The 20,481-nt window shown below is 66.3% G+C and carries 19 protein-coding genes; 7 read left to right on the forward strand and 12 right to left on the reverse strand.

Translation table 11 applies throughout. The features are described from left to right. Window positions 1-4: 4 nt before the first annotated feature. Window positions 5-406 (forward strand): nuclear transport factor 2 family protein, encoded by a 402-nt coding sequence (locus ABZW16_RS19790; protein ID WP_354957382.1) that lies wholly within the window; start codon window positions 5-7, stop codon window positions 404-406. Here ABZW16_RS19790 and ABZW16_RS19795 read toward each other — a convergent pair. The 8 genes from ABZW16_RS19795 to ABZW16_RS19830 form a co-directional block, all read right to left on the reverse strand. After that, entirely contained in the window at window positions 400-1,824 is a 1,425-nt protein-coding gene (locus tag ABZW16_RS19795) for a lipase maturation factor family protein (protein ID WP_354957383.1), read from the reverse strand. The two genes, ABZW16_RS19790 and ABZW16_RS19795, sit on opposite strands and share 7 nt — an antisense overlap. Before the next feature lie 18 nt (window positions 1,825-1,842). Next, window positions 1,843-2,664, reverse strand: coding sequence for an HAD-IA family hydrolase (locus ABZW16_RS19800; protein ID WP_354957384.1), 822 nt, complete (start codon window positions 2,662-2,664; stop codon window positions 1,843-1,845). A 107-nt stretch (window positions 2,665-2,771) separates the two neighbouring features. Then, the gene (locus ABZW16_RS19805) at window positions 2,772-3,635 is read right to left on the reverse strand and encodes a MurR/RpiR family transcriptional regulator (RefSeq protein WP_354957385.1); all 864 of its coding nucleotides are present in this window, start codon (window positions 3,633-3,635) and stop codon (window positions 2,772-2,774) included. A gap of 92 nt (window positions 3,636-3,727) precedes the next feature. After that, window positions 3,728-5,935: a hypothetical protein gene (locus ABZW16_RS19810; RefSeq protein ID WP_354957386.1), complete on the reverse strand. Its 2,208-nt coding sequence runs from the start codon at window positions 5,933-5,935 to the stop codon at window positions 3,728-3,730. Between the two features lie 293 nt (window positions 5,936-6,228). Then, entirely contained in the window at window positions 6,229-8,283 is a 2,055-nt protein-coding gene (locus ABZW16_RS19815; RefSeq protein WP_354957387.1) for a glycosyltransferase family 39 protein, read from the reverse strand. Then, window positions 8,280-8,621, reverse strand: coding sequence for a hypothetical protein (locus ABZW16_RS19820; protein ID WP_354957388.1), 342 nt, complete (start codon window positions 8,619-8,621; stop codon window positions 8,280-8,282). Before ABZW16_RS19820 ends, ABZW16_RS19815 begins: the two co-directional genes overlap by 4 nt. Then, window positions 8,618-10,264 carry a HAMP domain-containing sensor histidine kinase gene (locus tag ABZW16_RS19825; protein ID WP_354957389.1) on the reverse strand — a complete coding sequence of 549 codons (1,647 nt, stop codon included), beginning with the start codon at window positions 10,262-10,264 and terminating at the stop codon, window positions 8,618-8,620. The genes ABZW16_RS19820 and ABZW16_RS19825 overlap by 4 nt, the downstream gene beginning before the upstream one ends. Further along, complete coding sequence (locus tag ABZW16_RS19830) at window positions 10,242-10,946, reverse strand: response regulator transcription factor (RefSeq protein ID WP_354957401.1); 705 nt, start codon at window positions 10,944-10,946, stop codon at window positions 10,242-10,244. The genes ABZW16_RS19825 and ABZW16_RS19830 overlap by 23 nt, the downstream gene beginning before the upstream one ends. Window positions 10,947-11,183: 237 nt before the next feature. Here ABZW16_RS19830 and ABZW16_RS19835 point away from each other — a divergent pair, with 237 nt between their 5' ends. Then, window positions 11,184-11,828 carry a hypothetical protein gene (locus ABZW16_RS19835; RefSeq protein ID WP_354957390.1) on the forward strand — a complete coding sequence of 215 codons (645 nt, stop codon included), beginning with the start codon at window positions 11,184-11,186 and terminating at the stop codon, window positions 11,826-11,828. A 256-nt stretch (window positions 11,829-12,084) separates the two neighbouring features. Here ABZW16_RS19835 and ABZW16_RS19840 read toward each other — a convergent pair whose 3' ends face one another. Then, on the reverse strand, window positions 12,085-12,651 hold the full coding sequence (locus ABZW16_RS19840; protein ID WP_354957391.1) for a PadR family transcriptional regulator: 567 nt from the start codon (window positions 12,649-12,651) through the stop codon (window positions 12,085-12,087). Window positions 12,652-12,772: 121 nt separating this feature from the next. Here ABZW16_RS19840 and ABZW16_RS19845 point away from each other — a divergent pair, with 121 nt between their 5' ends. From ABZW16_RS19845 to ABZW16_RS19855, 3 genes are read left to right on the forward strand one after another with little or no spacing between them, the layout of a single operon-like run. Next, window positions 12,773-13,189: a nuclear transport factor 2 family protein gene (locus tag ABZW16_RS19845; protein ID WP_354957392.1), complete on the forward strand. Its 417-nt coding sequence runs from the start codon at window positions 12,773-12,775 to the stop codon at window positions 13,187-13,189. Next, window positions 13,186-14,670 (forward strand): NAD(P)/FAD-dependent oxidoreductase, encoded by a 1,485-nt coding sequence (locus tag ABZW16_RS19850; protein ID WP_354957393.1) that lies wholly within the window; start codon window positions 13,186-13,188, stop codon window positions 14,668-14,670. The genes ABZW16_RS19845 and ABZW16_RS19850 overlap by 4 nt, the downstream gene beginning before the upstream one ends. 14 nt (window positions 14,671-14,684) lie before the next feature. Beyond that, window positions 14,685-15,821, forward strand: a complete 1,137-nt coding sequence (locus ABZW16_RS19855; RefSeq protein ID WP_354957394.1) for a 2Fe-2S iron-sulfur cluster-binding protein — start codon at window positions 14,685-14,687, stop codon at window positions 15,819-15,821. Here the strand turns inward: ABZW16_RS19855 and ABZW16_RS19860 are convergent. The 3 genes from ABZW16_RS19860 to ABZW16_RS19870 all read right to left on the reverse strand — a co-directional run bounded on the left by ABZW16_RS19860 (window position 15,788) and on the right by ABZW16_RS19870 (window position 18,690). Then, a complete protein-coding gene (locus ABZW16_RS19860) occupies window positions 15,788-16,378 on the reverse strand; it encodes a TetR/AcrR family transcriptional regulator (protein ID WP_354957395.1) in 591 nt (196 codons plus the stop codon). The genes ABZW16_RS19855 and ABZW16_RS19860 overlap by 34 nt on opposite strands. A 2-nt stretch (window positions 16,379-16,380) precedes the next feature. Continuing rightward, window positions 16,381-17,076, reverse strand: coding sequence for a type 1 glutamine amidotransferase domain-containing protein (locus ABZW16_RS19865; protein WP_354957396.1), 696 nt, complete (start codon window positions 17,074-17,076; stop codon window positions 16,381-16,383). A gap of 276 nt (window positions 17,077-17,352) precedes the next feature. Further along, window positions 17,353-18,690: a cytochrome P450 gene (locus ABZW16_RS19870; protein ID WP_354957397.1), complete on the reverse strand. Its 1,338-nt coding sequence runs from the start codon at window positions 18,688-18,690 to the stop codon at window positions 17,353-17,355. Between the two features lie 112 nt (window positions 18,691-18,802). On the opposite strand from ABZW16_RS19870, the gene ABZW16_RS19875 reads away from it, so the two are divergent. Together ABZW16_RS19875 and ABZW16_RS19880 are read left to right on the forward strand one after the other, a co-directional pair. Then, a complete protein-coding gene (locus ABZW16_RS19875) occupies window positions 18,803-19,672 on the forward strand; it encodes an SAM-dependent methyltransferase (RefSeq protein WP_354957398.1) in 870 nt (289 codons plus the stop codon). 118 nt (window positions 19,673-19,790) lie between these two features. After that, window positions 19,791-20,459, forward strand: a complete 669-nt coding sequence (locus ABZW16_RS19880; RefSeq protein WP_354957399.1) for an alpha/beta fold hydrolase — start codon at window positions 19,791-19,793, stop codon at window positions 20,457-20,459. Window positions 20,460-20,481 lie beyond the last annotated feature (22 nt).

Below are 20,481 nucleotides of genomic sequence, written 5' to 3' on the forward strand. Positions count from 1 at the left end.
GACGATGCGCGATTTCGGCATCACCCTGTTCGACCAGTGGACCGCGATGTGGAACGGCGATCTGACGCTCGCGCAGCGAATCATGGCCCCCGAATTCACCCTCCGCTACGCCCAGCCGAATGGCAGCGCATACGACGACATCCGCGACCCGCAGGCCCTTGCCACCCAGGTCGCCGAATTTCGCGAGCAGCGTCCCGGCATCCGATTCACACCCCAGGGTGAGCCGGTCGTCGAAATGGATGACACCCGAACCGGATTCATCGCACGCCCGTACGGCGCGGAGTCGACCGGTCCCGATGGAGCGACCATTGCCATCAGCGGCACCGATATTCTGCGCACCGTCGCGGGAGTCATCACCGAGGTCTGGTCGGTTTCCGGCGGTCCCGCCGGACGCAGCTTCTACTGAGCGAGGGTCATCGGGGGCAGGTAGTCGCCGATCAGCGTGCGGTGCCACCACGTTCGCTCGTGCCGCAGTTCGGCGGGAGTCGCGAAGCGGTACAGGTAGATTCGCGCCCGCACATAGGTCGGTGGTGCGTCGGGAAAGGGACAGCGGCGCAGCAGCCGCAGCGTCGCCGGATCATTGCGCAGCAGCCGCTCGACGAAGCCGAGCAGCCAGCCACGGGCATAGGCCGGGGAGATCGCGGCGAACCACATCAACCAGTCCAGCCGCAAATGGTAAGGGGCCCATTGCCGTGGCAGTCGGTGCGGATCCCCCGGCTTACCTTTGAATTCGTACTCCCGCCAGTGTGTTCGCTCGGTGATCTCCGCGTCATCGGTGCCTTCGAACACCACCTCCTCACGGGTCCGGCCGATACTGCCGAACGCACCATAGGTATTGACCAGGTGCAATGGGTTGAAGGACGCGTTCATTCGCTGCTGCCGGGATATCAGATTGCGCACCGGCCAGTAGCTCAGGATCACCACCGCGACGGTGCACGCGATCACCAGGCCCGCGAACCACGGCGGTGCGGCGGCCAACGACGGCGGCTCCGGCACCGGCAATACCGCGGCGGCCGAGGATCCGTCGATCACGGTGGTGGCCAATAGGATCGTCACCCAGTTCAACCAGGCGAAGTTCCCGGAGAGCACGAGCCAGAGCTGGGTGACGATAATGAGCGACGCGGCCACACTCGCCACCGGCTGCGGTGTGAAGAGCCCCCACGGCACGACCAGTTGGGCAAAGTGGTTGGCCGCCACCTCCACCCGATGCAGCGGTTTCGGCAGCCGGTGGAAGAACCAGCTCAGCGGACCGGGCATCGGCTGGGTCTCGTGGTGGTAGTACAGGCAGGTCAGATCCCGCCAACAGGAGTCCCCGCGCATCTTGATCAACCCGGCGCCGAACTCCACCCGGAACAGCAGCCAGCGCATCAGCCACAACACCAGCACCGGCGGCGCCACCCGATCGTTGCCGAGGAAGATAGCCAGGAATCCGGCCTCTAGCAGGAGCGACTCCCACCCGAACGAGTACCACGCCTGTCCGACATTGACGATCGATAGATACAGCACCCACAGCATCGCCCACATCAGCATCGCGCCCCACAGCGGCACCAGATGCAGCGCACCGGCCGCTATCGCGGCGGACAGCGCCGCGCCGGACCAGGCGACGGCGGCGAAGTAGCGGTCCGAGTAGTGCAACTGGAAGATGCTCGGCGCGCGGCGGAAGGAAACCCGCCGGAGGTACTGCGGCACCGGCAACATCCCGCGTGCACCGATGAGCGCTCGAAATTGCCGCGCCGCCGCCGAGAACGCGATCAGATAGATGACCGCGAGGCCGTGCTGAAAAACCAGTCTGCCCAACCAGTACTCGGATTCGGTGAACGCCATGCCCGCTCCTTCGTACCGCTACCTACGGTGTGGTGCCCGCCCATCGGGTAGCTGCGGCTCGGCTCGGTCGGTACTCATCGCTACTTTCCCGAGTTCGGCCAGATCGGTGACGACCACATCCGCCCCGGACCGGCGCAATGCCTCGGCATGCGCGGCATCGCGGTCTCGATCGACGCCGACGACGTATCCGAAACCACCGGCTCGACCAGCCGTCACCCCGGCGACGCCGTCCTCGAACGCCGCCGCCTGTTCCGGCTTCGCGTCCAGGGCTTGCGCGGCCGCGAGAAATGCGTCCGGCGCGGGTGTGCCGCGCAATCCGCGGCGCGCGATCTCCAGCCCGTCGATACAGACATCGATGAACCGGCCCAGATCCGCGGCCGACAACACCGCGGCGGCATTCGCCGATGCGGTCACCACACCCGTCTTCACCCCGGCCGCGCGCACTGCCGCCAGATACTTCACCGACCCCGGATAGGTATGGACACCGTCACGTTCGAGGAACGACAACAGCAGTCGATTCTTTCGATTGCCGAGCCCCGCGACACTCGGCTCCCCCGGCAATGCATCGGGCTCGCCTTCGGGCAGGGTGATCCCCCGCGACTTCAGGAACTCCCGGATACCGTCCGCCCGCGACCGGCCGTCCACATAGCCCAGATAGTCCTCATTGGAGAACGGCCAAAACGCGCCATGGCCGCGACCGGCCAGGAATTCGTCGAATACCAACTTCCACGCCCGCCGGTGCACCGCCGCGGTGTCGGTCAGCACGCCGTCGAGATCGAACAGCGCGACCGAGATCGACTCGGGTAGACCCAGCCCCCGGAGGTCATGGATGGGCGTCATACCACAGCGGTACCCGGGAGCCGGAGTGGCAAACTCGGCGCTGAGCTGCGGCGACGGTCGAGACGGTGACGGCGGCGATATCGTCGATCGCCGCCGAGGCCATGAGGCTATTCGAACAATTGGTCGTCGAGGATATCGGTATCGGCGCCGACGGATTCCAGGCGCAACCCGACGGCGGTGACCAGCGCGTGCACGAGTCCGGTGAAGGCGGTGAGCGAACGCAGCACCGTGACCGAGCCGGTTTCGACGTAGAACGTCAGATCGGCAATGCGGGCCAGCGGGGAGGACGGATCGTCGGTGAGCGCGATCGTGGTGGCACCGCGGCGGCGCGCGTACTCGACCGTGCGCACGGTATCGCTGCTGTACCGGCGGATCGACACCGCGATGAGCGCATCGCCTGGCTCGATATCGCGCAGTTCATCGGTCAGCAGGCGAGCCGAGGCCCCCAGCTGTCGGACCCGTGGCCGGATCATTCGCAGCAGATGGTCGGCCGAATAGGCGACGGCCAGACTGCGCCGCAGACCGATGATGTGGACGGCCGACGCGGTCGCGAGCGTTTCGACCGCCCGGTCCCAGTCGTCGCGATCGATCCGCGCGAAGGTGCGGGTCAGATTGTTCGTATCGTATTCGGTGATCGCATCGAAGAATTCGTCGTTCGAGGAGGGCGGCGGTGCGCCGGCGGGCCTACGCACCAGATACGCCTCCGCGGCCAGTTGCCTGCGGCACAGCTCGACCAGCGCCGGATAACCGGGTAGTCCGAGCATGGTCGCGAACCGCACCAGCGAGGAGCGATGCACGCCCGCGAGTTCGGCGCTGCGGCCGATACTCCGGAAGGCGGTACCCTCCGGATCGTCCAGAACCAGCCTGGCTATGCGCTGTTGACCGTCGGCTAATTCGGGCAACCGCTGCTGCAGTAGGGCACGTAGTTCCTGAAAGGTGGTAGGTGCCCTGTCCTGCACAGTGAGCCTCACGATCATTCGGGTACTCGAACGATAGGCCCACACAATAACTGACGGACCGTAAGGTTCTAGTGCCCCACATCAACCGCCTCCAACCCTCGGGCTTACTGCAGACTTCGCCAGCTTGCCTGCGCGAATGGATCATCCGGTTGGATGCTCAGGTTCCGCATCCGCAGGCCTCCCCACGGATCATTCAGCAGGCCATCGGTGATGCCATCGAACGTGTGCGCATGCTCGAACATGGCCGCGGCGGCGGCGAGATTTTGATCCGTCAAGTCGTACGCCCATGTGTTCACGGCCTCGTAGGCGTTGGTCGCGAGATTCGTTCCGATCTGTTGCAGCGTCGCCTTGTCCGCGTCTGCCCAACGCTCCGGAGCGATGGCCTCGTCGAGCGACCGGCCCTGCGCGATGGCCGTGTTGACGTCCCTGATAAGGACCGGGTCGACGGGCACGTTCGGCGCGGGCCTTGGGGCGTTGTTGCGGAAGTTGTAGGTCGCGGCATGCGCGTGGCCAGCCAATTCGGGGGTGATGGCCGCGCCGGGACGATTTATCGCCGCCTGCAAGGCGGCTTGCGCCTTCGCCCGCGGCGCGTACTCGTACTGGTTCGGCGGCGTGGTCGCCTTCTGAATCGAGTGGACGGACGCGATATTGCCGAGCGTCCTCGCGTCGACACCGAGCCGGTTCATCGAGCCCATCTTGCCCTGGTAACTTGCATCCATATCGCCGAGACCATCCCACGCGTGGGCCCGGCCCACATGGTCGCCCATGCCGCCGTAATCGGCCGCGCGCGATTCGGCCTTGGTGTCGAGGACGTTTCGCGCGGCCAGCAGTTCCTCCTGCTGGTGGAGCGTCATACGCGATGCCGCGATCTGCATATTGACCAGCTCGGCTTGCTTGCGCAATCGCGCGTTGGGATCCAGTGGCCGGTTCGTCCGCATCGCCAACCAGGCCACCACCGGAGAGGTGTTGGCGGTGTTGATCGCGGCCAGGCCGGACATCAGTCCTGACCCTGACCCACCGCCCCTGGCCTGCATGGTTCCCATCCCCAAAGCCGTGCCGCCGCTGCCACCCCCGGGCGCGCGGCCACCCTGGATCGCCAGCGCGAACCGGTTGGCGATCCAGTCATTGCCCCGATCCAGGCCGCGGCTCAGGCGTTTCAGCTGCGAGACGGCCACCAATTCCGCGGTGCCCGCGATCACGATCACCGCCATGGTCTCGCCCTTGGCCTGCGCGAACAGATTGCCCATGAACAGCACATAGACGCCGAGGAAGATGGTGTAGGCCGTCATCTTGGCGGCCCCGACAATGCTGTCGACGAGATTACGGACCAGAAAGGTCTGCGTCGGTCCGTATACGAATCCGCCTGCGGCGAAACCGAATATCGACATGAACCCGTGATAGATCGTGTCCAGGGCGGCCTTGATCACCCTGATCCCGAGCACCACCGCGAAGACCAGCAGGATGCCACCGCAGATCAACAGCATCAGGCCGGTGCCGACCTGACCCATGCTCGGATTCTGCGCCTTGGCGTAGGCGGCGGAGTCGCCGCAGGACTGCATGCCCTTGCGGACCCGATCGTCGTCACCGGCGGCCATCCCCGCGGACCACGCCGAGCGGCATGCCGGTTGCTCGTCGACCACGTGCCCGAAATTCCACACCTGGACCGGGCGGCGCGCGAAGTTGTCCGCCAGATCGCGCTGCATGGTGGTGACCAGCTGATTCGGATTCGGATTGTTATTGCCGTTCAAACCGGCTGCGACCGAAATGCCCAAATCCCTGCCCTTGGTGAGCAATCCGTCCGGGGACAGCACATCGGCGAGCGGTTCGGCCAGGAACACCGGGCCCAGGACCGCCACCCCGAGCATCGTCACGATCTGCAGCACCGCCTTGGCGTGATAGCCGCGCATCCAGAACCAGGCGACGCAGAACGCACCGATCGTCGCCGCGGTGATCAGCATCATGGGTGTCGCGATCTGACCGGTCAGCCGGTCCGCGACGCCGGTCAGCGCCGAGCTGAACATATTGAGCCACTGGAAGCTCAAAGCATTCCCGATCAACCAGATCGCGGTCGTCACGATGGCGATGTAGCCGATGAATAGGAAGCCGAGGATGGCCCAGAGGATGGTCGCGCCTGGGTTCAGCACCCCGCCGTGGTCGGTCGCGAACGAATAGTTGGCCAGCGGCACCCCGGACGAGTCCCGGATGTGCATCCAACTGAGCCCGTCGATTTGGGAAACACCGCTGCCGGTGGCGGCGGCCTGGTACTGCGCACTGGCCACCGCCCCGACGACGCCGGGAAAGACGAAGAGCACGAAAATGACTGCCAGAAACCACCCGATGCGACGCCGCCAAGGACTCGCACCGAACCGGCGCAACAATTGAACGGGGCGCGGACAGCACCCCCATGGATCCTCTGATCCCCACCTTGGCCGACTCGGCCGCATCTTCGACCGTGTGGCCATGCTCTCAGCATGACGCAACTATTGTTGCGCGGCAACACTTCTGAGAAACCAATTGTTCATCTAACGTCCACTTCCGAAGATTTCCCATCACCGAGAAGGATTTCGGCGGAAGCGATTGCGCCGCAGTACAATACGGCCGATGCTCAGGACGTGAGCGGCAGGCTGAGGTCGTAGACCGTGGTCGTGCCGACGGTTATCGCAGTGAAGTTGGCCTTGACCCATGCGGTGATTTCGCTGGCACTGCCCGATCCGCCGCCCGGGCCCATGCCGCCGCCCGGAGCGCCCATGCCGCCCGCGATGAAGTAGTGGATCTCGCCATTGGCGACGTACTGCTGGAACTGGGCCAAGGTGGGCGAGTTGTCGCCGCCGGTGAAGCCGCCGATGGCCATGACCGAAGTGCCGGTGGACAATTCGAGACTGCCCGCCGATTGGGCGCCCACTGTTGCCGCGACCCAACGATTATCGGTGTTCTTCAGCAGCTGTTGCAGCGCCGTGTTGTTCGCCGTCGAGCCGCCAGGTCCGCCGCCGTCACCCGGGCGGAACCCGTCGGCATCGTTGCGTCCTGGTGTTGCGGCATCGGAAGTTGTTCCAGCCGTGGTCGATTCGGCTCCGGCGGGCGCCATATCGCCGCCGCCCATGGGGCCGCCCGGTCCGCCACTCATTCCGCGACCGCTATTCGGCCCCGAGGTCGGGATCGAACCGTTGTGCGGTGTCGCCGCGGTGTCGATGATGTACGCCGCGGTCCCGGCCAGTCCGAACAGCAGACCGGCAATGGCGACCACCGCGGTCGACCTGCCGAGTTGGTGGGCGCCGACAATCACGATCGCGGCGATCACGATCGATCCGATCAACACGATCCAGCGCAAGGCCGGATACCAGTCGGATGTGCGGTCGAGCAGGATGAAGTTCCAGACGCCGGTCGTCGCGAGTATGACACCGAGCGCGATGCGCGCCGTCCGGAATCGCCTGCCCCGCCACAGCTCGGTCACCGAGACCGCCACCAGTGCGGCGATCGCGGGCGCCAAGGCCACGGTGTAGTAGGGGTGCATCGTGCCCTGCATGTAGCTGAATACGACGCCGGTCACCAGCAGCCAACCACCCCACAGCAGCAGGGCGGCACGGGTTCGCCCGGTGCGCGGCGTGCGGCGGGTGAACCACAGGCCCGCGATCAGACCGATCAGCGCGGCGGGCAGCAGCCAGGAGATCTCGGTTCCCATCGAATCCCCGAACAGCCGCGTAATGCCGGTGCTGCCACCGAAACCGGTGTTGGCACCACCACCCGGGCCGCCACCAGGGCCGCCACCGTTGCCGGATCCGCCGAGTACCCGGCCGAGGCCGTTGTAGCCCAGCGCGAGTTCGAGCAGGCTGTTGTCGGTCGATCCACCGATATACGGCCGAGAATCACTCGGCCACAAGCTGACCAGTGCGACGAACCAGCCACCCGAGATCACCATGGCCGCGAAAGCGCCGAGCAGCTTGCCGATTCGGCGCCAGCAGGTGATCGGCGCGGCGACGAGGAACACCAGGCCGAGTGCTGGCAGCACCAGGAACGCCTGCATCATTTTGGTGAGAAAGCCGAAGCCCACCGCGACACCGGCGAATGCGAGCCATCGTCCGCTGCCGCGCTCGGTGGCGCGCACCGTGCAATAGGCCGCGGCGACCAGCAGCAGTACCAGCAAGGCGTCCGGATTGTTGAACCGGAACATCAGTGCCGCAACAGGAGTCAGCGCCAGTGTGGCCCCGGCGAGCAATCCTGCGGCCGGACCGTTCCAGCGCCGGACCGCACCGTACACCAGCCCGACCGATGCCACACCCATCAGCGCCTGCGGCAGCAGCATCGAGAAGGAACTGAATCCGAGCAACCGCCCCGACAACCCCATGACCCACAGCGCGGCCGGCGGTTTGTCGACGGTGATGGCATTACCGGCGTCGAGCGAACCGAAGAGCAGCGCCTTCCAGTTCTGGGTGCCCGCCTGCACGGCTGCCGCGTAGAACTCATTGGCCCAGCCCGATCGGCTCAGCCCCCACAGATAGAGGACGGCGGTCACTGCCAGCAGTGTCCACAGGCCGGGACGGGCCCAGCGGGGCTGGTCGCGGGAGCCGAAGAGCAGTCGGGTCCATCGGGTTTGCTGCCGTACCGAGCCATCCGGCTCGGCGCGGTCGGCACGCCATATGGGCGCTTCGGTAGCGGTAGTCATATTTCCGATCCTGATCTGCGGACGTGGGTCCGATCTTTGCGATTGCTGTGCACTGTCTGTGCGGGCTGGGCGCTGTTGCCCGTCAGGTCGTAAACGGTGACGCAGTCGATCTGGCGGGCGGTGAAATTCGCCTCGACCCAGGCGGCTATCTCGGCGGCGCCAGCGGCGTTATTCGAACCGACCGCGGCGGCGACCCGGGTGTAGGTGCTCGCATCGGCACGCGATGCCGCGATCAGCATCGACAGCGACAGCCGCCGCCACAGCCGGGTGCGGCCGGATGACATTCTTCGCAGCACCGCAGCGATGGCATCGGGAGGTCCCAGCAAAGTCGTAGTCACATATCGAGCGTGACGACGCGATGTCGGTCCAGGCTCTGCCGCGGCCGTGGATTCGCTGTGAGCCCATCGATCGGAGGTCGGGTGCTGATCGCCGCCGGATCCGCCGGCAACCGCACGGTGAATTCGGTGCGGCCCGGCATGCTGTCCACCGTGATCGCACCGCCGTGTGCCTTCACCACCGCGGCCACGATCGCCAGACCGAGTCCGGAACTCCCCGCGCGCCGCGAGCGCGACGTATCGCCGCGGGCGAATCGCTGAAAGATCTCCGGCCGCAACGCTTCTGGAATGCCGGGCCCGTCGTCGACGACCCGCAACACCGCACCGCCGTCGCCATCGAAGGCCAGCGCCGTGACGACCGTGGTCCCCGGACCGGTATGGACCCGGGCATTGGCCAGCAGGTTGGTCAGCACCTGATGCAATCGGGCGGCGTCGCCGACGATTACCACGGGTTCGCCGGGCAGGTCGAGGTCCCACTGCTGCTCGGGTCCGGCGATATGCGCGTCGCTCACCGCGTCCACGGTGAGCTGGGTCAGATCGACCGCCTCGTGTTCGAGCGGGCGGCCGGAATCCAGCCGGGCGAGCAACAGCATGTCCTCGACCAGCGCCGACATCCGCCGGGCCGCGGAGTCCACCCGGCCCATTGCATTGGCCACCTCACCGGGTACTTCCGCCCGTTTGCGTTGCGCCAGTTCGGCATAGCCGCGAATGGCGGCGAGCGGAGTGCGCAGTTCATGGCTGGCGTCGGCGAGGAATTGCCGGACCCGGGTCTCACTGGCGTGTCGGGCCGAGAGCGCGCCGGTGATGTGATCCAGCATCCGGTTGACAGCCGAGCCGAGCTGCCCCACCTCGGTATGCGGATCGGCATCGTCTCGTGGCACCCGAACCGGCAGGGTGACCTCCCCGCGATCCAACTGCAGATCGGCCACGCGCGCGGCGGTGGCTGCGACCCGGTCCAGCGGCGCCAGCGCGCGGCGAATCAGCCAGATACCCACCGTGACCGCGAACACCAGCACGATCACGGTAACGATCACCAGCACCCACAACACCCGTATGAGCGTCTCGTCCACGGATGCCAATGGCAGCCCGGTGACCACCGTTGTGCCCTGCCAGGTCCGGTCCGCGATCACGCGATAGCGGCCCGCACCGTCGATATCGACGGTGGTCGCCGTGCCGTTGGCCGCCACCGCGGCGAGCTGTCGGCGGGCGGCATCCGATAGCGCGTCCTGTATGCCGTCACTGCCGATCCGGCCCGCGGCGGTGACCGTGCCCCGATCGACGATCGCACCCACGGCATCGGGCTGGATGCCGCGCCGGTCGAGGAATTCCGGCCCCGGTCCGGTGCTCTGCGGATGCGGCGGCAGGGGCGGGGGCGGGGGTGCGGACTGGTTACCGGAAGACTCACCGGGCGGCGGCCCCAGGCTGGGACCGCCACCGGAATCGCCGAGTGAGCGCTTCTGCGCATCGATCAGCTGGGTATCGAGTTGATGCACCAAGAACTGTTGCAGCGCGAACTCGGTCGCGGCGCCGATGCCGACCACCACGGTCACCAGGAGCAGCGCCTGCCCGACCAGCAGCCGGGCCCGCAGCGACCACCGTCGCGGCGACCGCAGGCGGCGCACCTCAGCCCGCGGGCTTGAGGACATATCCGGCTCCGCGCAGGGTATGGATCATCGGCGCCCGACCGCTATCGATCTTCTTGCGCAGGTACGACACGTAGAGCTCGACGATATTGGACCGTCCGCCGAAGTCGTAACTCCAGACCCGATCCAGAATCTGCGCCTTGCTCAACACCCGCCGCGGGTTGCGCATGAAGAACCGGAGCAGTTCGAATTCGGTGGCCGTCAACACAATCGGGGCACCGGCCCGGGTGACCTCATAGCTGTCCTCGTCGAGGACCAGATCACCGACCACGATCTGGGCGCCGCCGTCCTCGCTCGCCACCCCGGTGCGGCGCAGCAGCGCCCGCAACCGCAGCACCACCTCTTCGATGCTGAACGGCTTGGTGACGTAATCGTCACCGCCCGCGGTGAGCCCCGCGATCCGGTCCTCCACCGAATCCTTCGCGGTCAGCAAGAGCACCGGCAGATGCGGAACCTGCGCGCGCAGCTTGCCGAGCACCTCGAGTCCGGTCATATCGGGCAGCATCACATCGAGCACCGCCACATCCGGCCTGGTCTCGCGCGCCCTGGTCACCGCCGTGCGCCCATCACCGGCCGTGCCGACCTCCCAGCCCTCGTACCGCAGCGCCATCGACAACATCTCGGCCAGGACCGGTTCGTCATCGACGACGAGCACATTGATCGGAGTGCCGTCGCCGCGCCGCATGGCAGTCCGGTTGGCCGGGCTGTTTCCAGAGGTCATCGTGGACATGGGCCTCATACTCCGGGCGGTGGCTCGGCAGCGGCTATGGCCCGGCTGTGAACTTGCTGTGCGCCGAACCGGACATAGCCGATCCTGACCTCGCGCACAGCTCGCACCTAATTTCGCCGACGACGGTTGACCCGAACAGGACTACCCGGACCGGCGCGCGCACCGGTCGTCACCGCAGAGGAGCACCCCAGCATGACCACCCTCATCCACCAGCCCCCGCCCGACCAGGACCCGACCCGGGGGGCGCCGACTCCCCCGTCCTCGACCGGCTGGTCGACCCGAAAGACCCTGGCCGCCGTGGGTATCGCCGGTGTGATCGCCGCGGCGGGCGGCGGCATCATCTATGCGGCGTCGTCCAGTGACAACGGCGGCAACCACGGCCCCGGCGGACCGGGGATGAGTATGAACGGCCAGCCCGGCCAGATCGGCGCCGGTCCCGGCGGTGCCATGACCGGCCCGCCGCTGCACGGCCAGGTCGTCGTCTCCGACGGCAATGGCGGCTATCGCACCGAACTGACCCAAACCGGCACCATCACCGCGCTTTCCAGCACATCCGTCACCGCCAAGAGCGCCGACGACTACACCCAGACCTACACCATCACCGCAACCACCACCGGCGCGACCAGCGTGAAAGTCGGTGACACCGTGACCATTCGGGGCACCCAGACCGACGACACCAATACTGCGACCGCCGTCGGCACGACCACCGGCGCACCGAACGGCATGAACGGTGGCCCCGGCCCACAGGGCGGCGAACCCGGCGGCAGCACCAACGGCCTGAACGGATCCGGTATGGGCCGGCCCATGGACGGCCTGCCGACCCGTCCCAGCAACTGACCCGAACCCACGCGAGGGCGATGCGATCGCCGAGCCGCGAAACAGGCCCGGCGCGACCATTACCGACACACCCTCGACTGAGTGCGGCCGGTTCGGCGGCAAAATCGCGTCTCGAGCACCGACCACCCCGCCTCAGGCGGGCTGCACCAGCTCCGGCGCAGCCGCCCGGCGCTGCAGACCACGGCGTTCGTAGCACGATGTTGCGCCGGATGGCACACGAGCACCAGGCACGCCAACGAGATTCGAGTCCGCCGGACTAGGACTTCGCCGCGCTCAGGCGGCGGTCGATGACGGCGAGCGCCAGTTCCGCCCAGCGGATGTTCTCCTGTTCGAAGGACACACCGCGCATCAGCGTGAGATACGGGCCGACGTGCTCGGCCTCCAGCAGATACGCCTGTTCGCTGCGGCCGTCGAGCAGCCGCGTCCGAAGTCGTTCGTAGCGGGCCAATTTCGCCTCGGCCCACTGTTTGCGCTCGGCGACAGCGGCGCGCACGGCCGCCGCGTCGCCGACATCCACCGCCTGCACCTTGACCAGCAGTTCGTCCCGGATCGCCGTGGGTTTCGGCTGCTCGGCGGTGAAAGCACGCAAGGCTTCCCACCCCGCCTCGGTGAGCGAGTGCAATCGTTTGTTCGGCCTGCGCTCCTGCTGCACGACCCGCGTTCGGATCAGCCCCTCCTCGGCCATCCGGTCGAGTTCGCGATACAGCTGCTGCGGAGTGGCCATCCAGAAGTTGGCCACCGACGCGTCGAAGCCCTTGGCCAGGTCGTAGCCGGAGGCCTCGCCTTCGATGAGCGCGGCCAGCACCGCATTGCGTAATGCCATCGGGTCAGGTTATCACCTCGGCGATTATTCAAAATATTGTCTACTCAGCTATGGACACCCGCGCCTGGTCCTCGCTAGTCTTTGAACCACATAGTCAACAAATTGAGTATGAAGGTGAGAGATGCACCCCTTCCGCACGGCCGTCGAGGCCCGCGACGCGGCCGCCATCGAGGCGCTGCTGGCCGACAATGTCGTATTCACCAGCCCGGTCGCGTTCAAGCCCTATCCGGGTAAGGCGATCACCGCCGCGATCCTGCGCGGCGTCCTGCGAGTATTCGAGGACTTCCACTACGTGCGCGAGATCGCCGACCCGAACGGGCGCGATCACGCGTTCATCTTCGAGGCGAAGGTCAATGGCAAGCAGCTCACCGGCTGCGACTTCCTGCACTTCGACGCCGACGGCAAGATCGATGACTTCATGGTGATGGTGCGCCCGCTCTCGGCGGCGACTGCACTGGCCGAGGCGATGGGTGCGCAATTCGAGCAGATCCAAACCGAAGCCTACGCCGCCACGCGGCCGAAAGGCGCAGACGCATGAGCGATTTCGACGCCATTGTGATCGGCGCGGGCAATGCCGGTCTGACCGCGGCCGCCACGCTGCAGCGGGCGGGCGCGCGCACGCTGCTGGTGGAGCGCCACAATATCCCGGGCGGCTGCGGTACTTCGTTTCGACGCGGGCGCTTCGAATTCGAGGTCGCACTGCACCAGCTGTCCGGGGTGGGTGTCGAGGGGCAGCCGGTCTCCTTGCGCGAGGGCCTGTTCCAGCAGCTCGATATCGCCGACAAGCTGGAATTCGTGCAGGAGCACGACCTGTACCGGGCGGTGATTCCCGGGCAGCTCGACCTGACATTGCCCGCGGACTGGGAGCGCGCCATCACCACGATCGAAGAAGCGTTCCCCGGCAATGGATCTCGGGCTCGTGCCTTCTTCGATCTGGTCAAGGCGGTCGCATTCTGGCAGATCGCAGCCAAGCGCGGCATGCCCGCCGAGGAGATCGATCCGACGCTGTTCACCTACGGGCTGCGACCCCTTCGGCAGGTGCTCGATGAGTACTTCGAAGACGAAGCGCTCAAGTGCGCGCTCGGTATCTATTGGACCTACCTCGGCCAGCCGCCGTCGAAGCTGCCCTTCCAGGATCTGGCGCTGACGCTGTTCGCCTATTTCGAATTCAAGCCGTGGCATGTGCGCGGCGGATCCCAGGCCATGTCGACCGCCATTCTGGATTCGTTCCTGCGCGCGGGCGGTGAGGTCCGGTTCAATACCGCCGTCGACGCCATCCTCACCGAGGCGGGCCGGGCCATCGGCGTCCGGCTCGAGGACGGGCAGGAGGTCACCGCGCCCGATATCGTCTCGAATGCTTCGCTGCCGGTCACCTATGCGATGCTCGGCGATATCGTGCCCGCGGCCGTCCGCAATGATCTCGCCAGCCGCCGCATCGGCGTCTCCGGCTTCGTACTGCATATGGGATTGGACGCCACCCCAGCGGAATTGGGCTTCACCGCCAGCACGAGCTTCATCAATCTCGACGCCGATGACGACCGCACCCAGGCCTCCTGGCACTCGCTCGAACCAGCACGCGGGGTCTGCGTCTCCTCCTACGACGTCGCTCCCATCGGCTTCGCCCCATCCGGCGCGACCCATATCAGCCTGATGACCCTGCAGTACGCCGACGCATGGGACAACATCGCGCCGCAGGACTATGCGAGTACCAAATTCGCCTATGCCGAGACCCTGCTCGATGTGGTCGAACACATCACACCTGGCATCCGCGACGCCATCGAAGAGGTCGATGTCGCAACACCTTTGACAATGATGCGCTACCTCGGCCACCCAGGCGGCGCCATCTACGGCTATGACCAGGACGCCACCGAGAGCTGGCTGTTCCGCAACAGCGAGCGCCGGACTCACGTCCCCGGACTGCATCTGGCCGGATCCTGGGCTGGCATCGGCGGCTTCCAGCCCACCCTCGAAGCCGGCGCCCGCGTCGCCCGCCGCCTGCTTCGCACCAAAGCCGCCTGAAGGGAGCATCTTTCGTGACACACCCATTCGCCGACCGCTTCGACGGCACCGCCGAAATCCTCGCCGAGATCGCTGCACGCACACCGGACGTCCGCGACTATCACGGCGAAACCCACCGGACCGTCGATGCATACCACCCCAAGCGGTTGCAGGTGGTGGTCACCGACGTGATCGAGGAAACCGCCACCAGCAAGACCTTCCGGATCGCGGCGGCCGATTCGGTTGCACTCCCACCATTCCTGGCCGGACAGTACGTCAACGTCTTCATCGACGGCACCAGCAGGCCGTTTGCGATTTCCTCCAGCCCAGCCCGACTCGACCACTACGACCTGACCGTGCGCCGGATGCCCGGCGGCCGGATCAGCAATCTACTCATCGACACCGTCGACGTCGGACACCGCCTCAGCACCACCGGTCCGCTGGGCACCTTCCACCACAATCCGCTCTTCCACGGCGATGACGTGGTGTTCCTGGCTGGTGGATCGGGAGTCGCCCCGGCGCTGAGCATGATTCGCGATATTGTCGACAATGAGCTGGGCCGTAGCTTCCAGCTCGTCTACGGCTCACGGTCGGCCGATGACATCATCTTCCGCGACGAACTCGACGCGATCGCCGCCGCGCATCCGAATATCCGCGTCGATTACGTGATCGCCGAACCGAATCCCGGCTGGCTCGGACCGACCGGATTCCTGACCGCCGAGACGATCACCGCGCTGGTCGGTGAACTGCGCGATCGGATGGTATACGTATGCGGTCCGCAGGCGCTGTATCCCTATGCGCTGCAACAACTCACGTCGCTGGGACAGCGCCGCCGCCGGATTCGCTTCGAGGCCAATGGCGCGCCCGCCGACCCCACCGCACAACCGCACTGGCCCGCCGGACTCGATGCGACCGAAGAAGTGACCGTCACTGTGGGCGCCACCTCGTTCCGCACACCACGCAACCGACCGCTGCTGGACGCGTTGGAAGATCAGGGCATCCGGCCCGAGGCCGCCTGCCGGTCCGGCGAGTGCAGCCTGTGCCGCGTGCGGATCTGCAAGGGCGAGATCCACAATGCCGAGGAAGCGCGACTGCGCCTGTCCGACAGCCGGTTCGGCTACACCCATTCCTGCGTCGCCTACCCGCTCACCGACGTCGAGATAGATATCTGACCCGCCACGCCGGGTGTCGCGAGCAACCCGCTGAGCAGCGCGGTAACGGCGGGGTCGAACAGCCGCCGGGCCTGGGGCGCGGATTCCAGACCGATCACCATGGCGATACAGATATCGGCGGCCGCCGCGGGCGACACCTGCTCGACGGTGCCCGCCGTGGTGAACAGTCCGACCAGCAGTCCGCGCAGGTCGGTGGTGAATGCGGTGCAGATATCGCCGAACAGGCGTGCCTTGTGGTCGAGCAGTTCGGTCCCGTGCGGAGAATCGCCCTTCAGTTGCAGCACCAGCTCGAGTTTGGCCGCCAGTACCCCGCGAATGCGTTGGGCCGCAGGGCTTTCCGTGGCGGCGGCGGTCTCGGCTCGCGTGAGCGCCCGAGTGTGCAGGCGTTCGGCGAGCCGCCGGACGGCATCGTCCTTACTGCGGACATATTGATAGACCGCCGACCGGGACACCCCCATGCTGGCGGCGATGTCGTCGACCGTGGTGCGCCGTACGCCGTAGCGCGTCAGGCACGCATAGGTCGCGTCGAGCACCTCCGCGAGCCGGTCAGCGGCCATGATCAGGACAGCTTCTTCAGCAGTTCTTCGGCGACACCGGCCGAGGACGCCGGATTCTGGCCCGTGATCAGGTTACGGTCGACCACCACATTCGGCGCCCACGGATCGGCCTCGCGGAAATCGGCGCCGATCTCGACCAGCCGGTCCTGCAGCAGCCATTCGGCCTTATCGGCGAAACCCGCCTGGGTCTCTTCGACATTGGTGAATCCGGTCAGGGCGTAACCGGCGAAGGTATTGCCGCCGTCGGCCTTGGTCGCGGCGAGCAGCGCGGCGGGCGCATGGCACACCACGGCCAGCGGCTTACCGGAATCCAGTGTGGCGGTGAGCAATTCGCCGGAGGTGGCATCGACGGCGAGATCTTCCATCGGGCCGTGGCCACCGGGGTAGAACACCGCGTCGTAGTCGGCGAGGTCGGCCTCCGCCAGTTTGATCGGGTTGTTCAGCTCGGTGCTGGTGGCGAGCACGCCCGCCCGCTGGTCGGCGATCTCCTGACCGCCGTTGACCTCGGGCGCGAGGCTGCCCCTGTCCACCGTCGGCACTACGCCGCCGGGGGTGGCCACCACGATCTCGTGACCCGCGGCCTTCAGCGCCTGGAAGGGCACAACGAACTCCTCGGCCCAGAAGCCGGTCGGGTGCTCGGTGCCATCGGCCAGCGTCCAGTAGTCGACGCCGGTCATCACGAAAAGGATCTTCGACATGGGTTGTCTCCGTCGTTCTGAGCCCGGTAGCGGGCTCGCTCTCCGAGTTGCCGTCGCGCTGGTTCGAGTCCTCCACGCAGTGGATGAGCTGACATTCTGTGCTCGATTCGGCAGCGGCGACATGGTCGAAGGTAGACCCGCCCGATCAAGGTTGACCAATAGAATCGGCTATTCGAGACATCGAAATTCCGATGGTTCGGCACCGGATGTCCACCGGCCGCCGACAATGGGTCCAGACCCGGTATCGCTGGAAGGGCCGAGCGCCTGTCCCAGCTGTCAGCTGCGGGGCACGCGGTCGCCGAATGCCATGGACGGGACAGCCCGCGCCCCCGCAGGTCGACCCAGTCGGGCAGGCATGTGCTGGTAACCGTGCAGGGTGGACAGGCCGCGGCGGCTGGGTTCGCCATCGAGGCGCAGGTCGGGGAAGCGTTCGAACAGGGCGGGTAGCGCGTGGGCCGCTTCCAGCCTGGCCAGGCTCGCACCGATGCAGGCGTGGATGCCGGAGCCGAACGAGAGGTGCTCCTTGGCGTTGGTACGGGTGATGTCGAATCGATGCGGGTCGGGGAAGTGCGCGGGATCGCGGTTGGCGCCTGCCAGGGACACGATGATCGACTTTCCTGGCTGAAGGTGAACGCTCGCACCGAGATCCACCGGTTCCAGGACTCGGCGAGCGGCTATCTGCACCGGCGGGTCGAACCGCAGCACCTCCTCGATCGCGCCGGGCCAGCGCTGCGGCTCGGCGCGCAAGAGGTCGAGCTGGTCGGGGTGGGAAAACAAGAGCGGGATCGCGTTGCCGATGACGTTCACCGTGGTCTCGAAGCCCGCGGCCATCAGCAGGTTCGCGTTCGCAATCAGCTCGGTGGTGCTCAGATCGCCCGAGGACACCAGGACGCTGAAGATGTTCTCGCGGGGTTCGCGGCGCAATTTCTCGATGTGGGCGGCGAGATAACCCTCCATCGCCGCCGTCGCGTCTATCGCGCGGCGGTGCGTCCGCCAGGAGATCCCGACGTCCAGCAGCGGAGTGACCACGTCACCCCAGCGCAGGAACAGCTCGCGGTCGGCGGCGGGGAAACCGAGCATCTCGGCGATGATGGCAATGGGGACCTGCGCGGCGAAATCGCCGATCAGGTCGGCCGATCCGCGCGCGGACATGGCGTCGAGTAGTTCGGTGGTGACCGCACGCACCTGGTCGCCCAACCGGGCGACGGCGCGCGGGGTGAACGCGGAGGCGACCGGCTTGCGCATCCGGCTGTGCTCCGGTGGGTCGAGCATCAACATCGATGGCGCCTCGGTCAGGTTGGGCGGCAACACGACTCGCTCGGCATTGCGGCGCAGCGGGCCGGGCACGGCGGGGTCGATAGGAGTGCGCGCGCCGAATCTTCTGTCGCGCAGGATCGCCCGGCACAGCTGGTAATCGAAGGTCGCGTAGCCAACCGGGCCGGTATGCACTCTGCCGGTCCCACGCAGCTGATCGATCAGCGAATACGGATCGCTGCGGCCTTCCGCGCCACTGAGCAGCCGGGCGAACGGATCGCCCAAGCGGCGCTGCGCGCGCAATGCCAGCCGCGGCACCCCGTGCTCGGCTGCCCACCTGATCGCATACCGTGCGTTCATCAAAACCCCTGTGTGCAATGGCGAAAACAACACAGTACGTGGCGTTGCGAGAGTTCTGAAATACGCGTGGCTCATAATCATCTTTTTCGTTTTGCTGTGCAAGACTGCACTGGTGGCCGAGACCGCTGAACTAGTTACCAATGTTTCCGACACCGCCCGCTGGGTGGCCGCCTACCGGGCCGCCGAATCCGCGCGCCCCGATGCCCTCTTCCACGATCCCCTCGCCGACCGGGTCGCCGGGGAGCGGGGCCACGCCATAGCCGCCCGCGCGCCGCGCTTGATGCGCAATGGCTGGAGCCTGGTCGCCCGGACCAAGCTCATCGACGACCTGATCCTGAAGACCGTCGCGCAGGGCTGCGATCTGGTGGTCAATATGGCCGCGGGTATGGATACCCGCCCCTACCGGCTGGAGCTGTCCGCCGAATTCCCTTGGATAGAGGCCGATCTCCCCGAATTGGTCGCCGAGAAGAACAAGCTGCTGGCCGGGGAGTCGCCGCGCTGCGCACTCACCCGCACGGCGGTGGATCTCGCCGATCCCGAGGCGCGGCAGCAGTTCCTGGACGGGGCCCTCGCGGGTGCACAGCGGGCACTGGTGCTCACCGAGGGTCTGGTCTACTACCTCAGCGACGACGATGTCGTCGGCTTGGCCGCCGCGCTGGCTCGTCCTGAAATCGCTTGGTGGGCACTGGATGTCAATAACCAGGCGGTTGTGAAGCGAATGGGCAAGGCCACCACCGAACTGCTGGCCAACGCACCATGGCAGTTCGGTCCGGTCGATCCGCTCGGCTTCTTCGCCGACCTCGGCTGGACGGCCGACGACGTGGAACCTCTGGTCTCGGCGGCACACCGGTTCAACCGGCTGCCCTGGTTCATGAAGCCGATCATGCTCTTCCCACAGCCGGATCCCCGCAAGCCGATCGAAAATTCGTCGAGGCCTTGGAGTGCGGTGGTGCGGCTCGAGCACACACCATCGAACCTCTAGCTCGCGTAAACGAAAGGCTCTCCACCCTATGGGTAATAGCTGGCTACGTCGCCTGTCCCCTGCGCCGGGGGACGGATCTCATAAACTGGTCTGCTTTCCGCACGCCGGCGGATCCGCCATGTCTTTCGGACGATTGGCCGAAGGCGTGGGGTCAGAGTATGAGGTTCTCGCTGTCCAATACCCGGGGCGACAAGATAGAAGACGGGAACCGCTCGTCGGGAATATTTCGGACCTCGTCGATGGCCTGCTGCCCGAGCTGGTAGCAGCAGTCGGGGATGCCCAGGATTTCTCCTTGTTCGGGCACAGTATGGGATCTGTCGTGGCTTTCGAGGCATGCCGACGGCTCGAGCACGAGGTGGGAGCGAGCCCGAAGGTCCTGTTCGCCTCCGGTCGGCGCGCGCCTTCGGCGGCGCCACCTGAGCTGCGAGTGCACCTGCTGGGCGATCGAGAACTCGCTGAGCAACTGGTCCGGTTCGGCGGTACCCCATCGGCGTTGCTCGAGGATCCCGAATTTCGAGAGCTGATCCTCTCGATCGTCCGGAACGACTACCGAGCCATCGAGACCTACGAGTGCAGTCCGGAGGCGATGGTCAGCAGCCCCATCGTCGCAATTGTCGGCGATCGTGACCCCGATGCCAGTTTCGCGGAAATCGAGGTATGGGGCTCGCACACCTCTGGAAGCTTCTTCGCGAAATCCTTTCCGGGCGGCCACTTCTTCATCGATGCGAATTGCCGTCCGATCGGACAGTTGATCCGCGATCATTGCGCTCGAGCGCTGTCGGGCTAGGGCCACAATGACCGGGTGAGCA

The sequence above is a fragment of the Nocardia sp. NPDC004604 genome (genome assembly GCF_040609795.1).
Classification (GTDB): domain Bacteria; phylum Actinomycetota; class Actinomycetes; order Mycobacteriales; family Mycobacteriaceae; genus Nocardia.

Excerpts from the sequence above, each read along its gene's own strand:
- ABZW16_RS19790 (WP_354957382.1), top strand. The coding sequence starts at position 5 with ATGCGCGATTTCGGCATCACCCTGTTCGACCAGTGGACCGCGATGTGG.
- ABZW16_RS19795 (WP_354957383.1), bottom strand. The coding sequence starts at position 1,824 with ATGGCGTTCACCGAATCCGAGTACTGGTTGGGCAGACTGGTTTTTCAG.
- ABZW16_RS19800 (WP_354957384.1), bottom strand. The coding sequence starts at position 2,664 with ATGACGCCCATCCATGACCTCCGGGGGCTGGGTCTACCCGAGTCGATC.
- ABZW16_RS19815 (WP_354957387.1), bottom strand. The coding sequence starts at position 8,283 with ATGACTACCGCTACCGAAGCGCCCATATGGCGTGCCGACCGCGCCGAG.
- ABZW16_RS19825 (WP_354957389.1), bottom strand. The coding sequence starts at position 10,264 with ATGTCCTCAAGCCCGCGGGCTGAGGTGCGCCGCCTGCGGTCGCCGCGA.
- ABZW16_RS19830 (WP_354957401.1), bottom strand. The coding sequence starts at position 10,946 with ATGCGGCGCGGCGACGGCACTCCGATCAATGTGCTCGTCGTCGATGAC.
- ABZW16_RS19835 (WP_354957390.1), top strand. The coding sequence starts at position 11,184 with ATGACCACCCTCATCCACCAGCCCCCGCCCGACCAGGACCCGACCCGG.
- ABZW16_RS19840 (WP_354957391.1), bottom strand. The coding sequence starts at position 12,651 with ATGGCATTACGCAATGCGGTGCTGGCCGCGCTCATCGAAGGCGAGGCC.
- ABZW16_RS19845 (WP_354957392.1), top strand. The coding sequence starts at position 12,773 with ATGCACCCCTTCCGCACGGCCGTCGAGGCCCGCGACGCGGCCGCCATC.
- ABZW16_RS19850 (WP_354957393.1), top strand. The coding sequence starts at position 13,186 with ATGAGCGATTTCGACGCCATTGTGATCGGCGCGGGCAATGCCGGTCTG.
- ABZW16_RS19860 (WP_354957395.1), bottom strand. The coding sequence starts at position 16,378 with ATGGCCGCTGACCGGCTCGCGGAGGTGCTCGACGCGACCTATGCGTGC.
- ABZW16_RS19865 (WP_354957396.1), bottom strand. The coding sequence starts at position 17,076 with ATGTCGAAGATCCTTTTCGTGATGACCGGCGTCGACTACTGGACGCTG.
- ABZW16_RS19870 (WP_354957397.1), bottom strand. The coding sequence starts at position 18,690 with ATGAACGCACGGTATGCGATCAGGTGGGCAGCCGAGCACGGGGTGCCG.
- ABZW16_RS19880 (WP_354957399.1), top strand. The coding sequence starts at position 19,791 with ATGTCTTTCGGACGATTGGCCGAAGGCGTGGGGTCAGAGTATGAGGTT.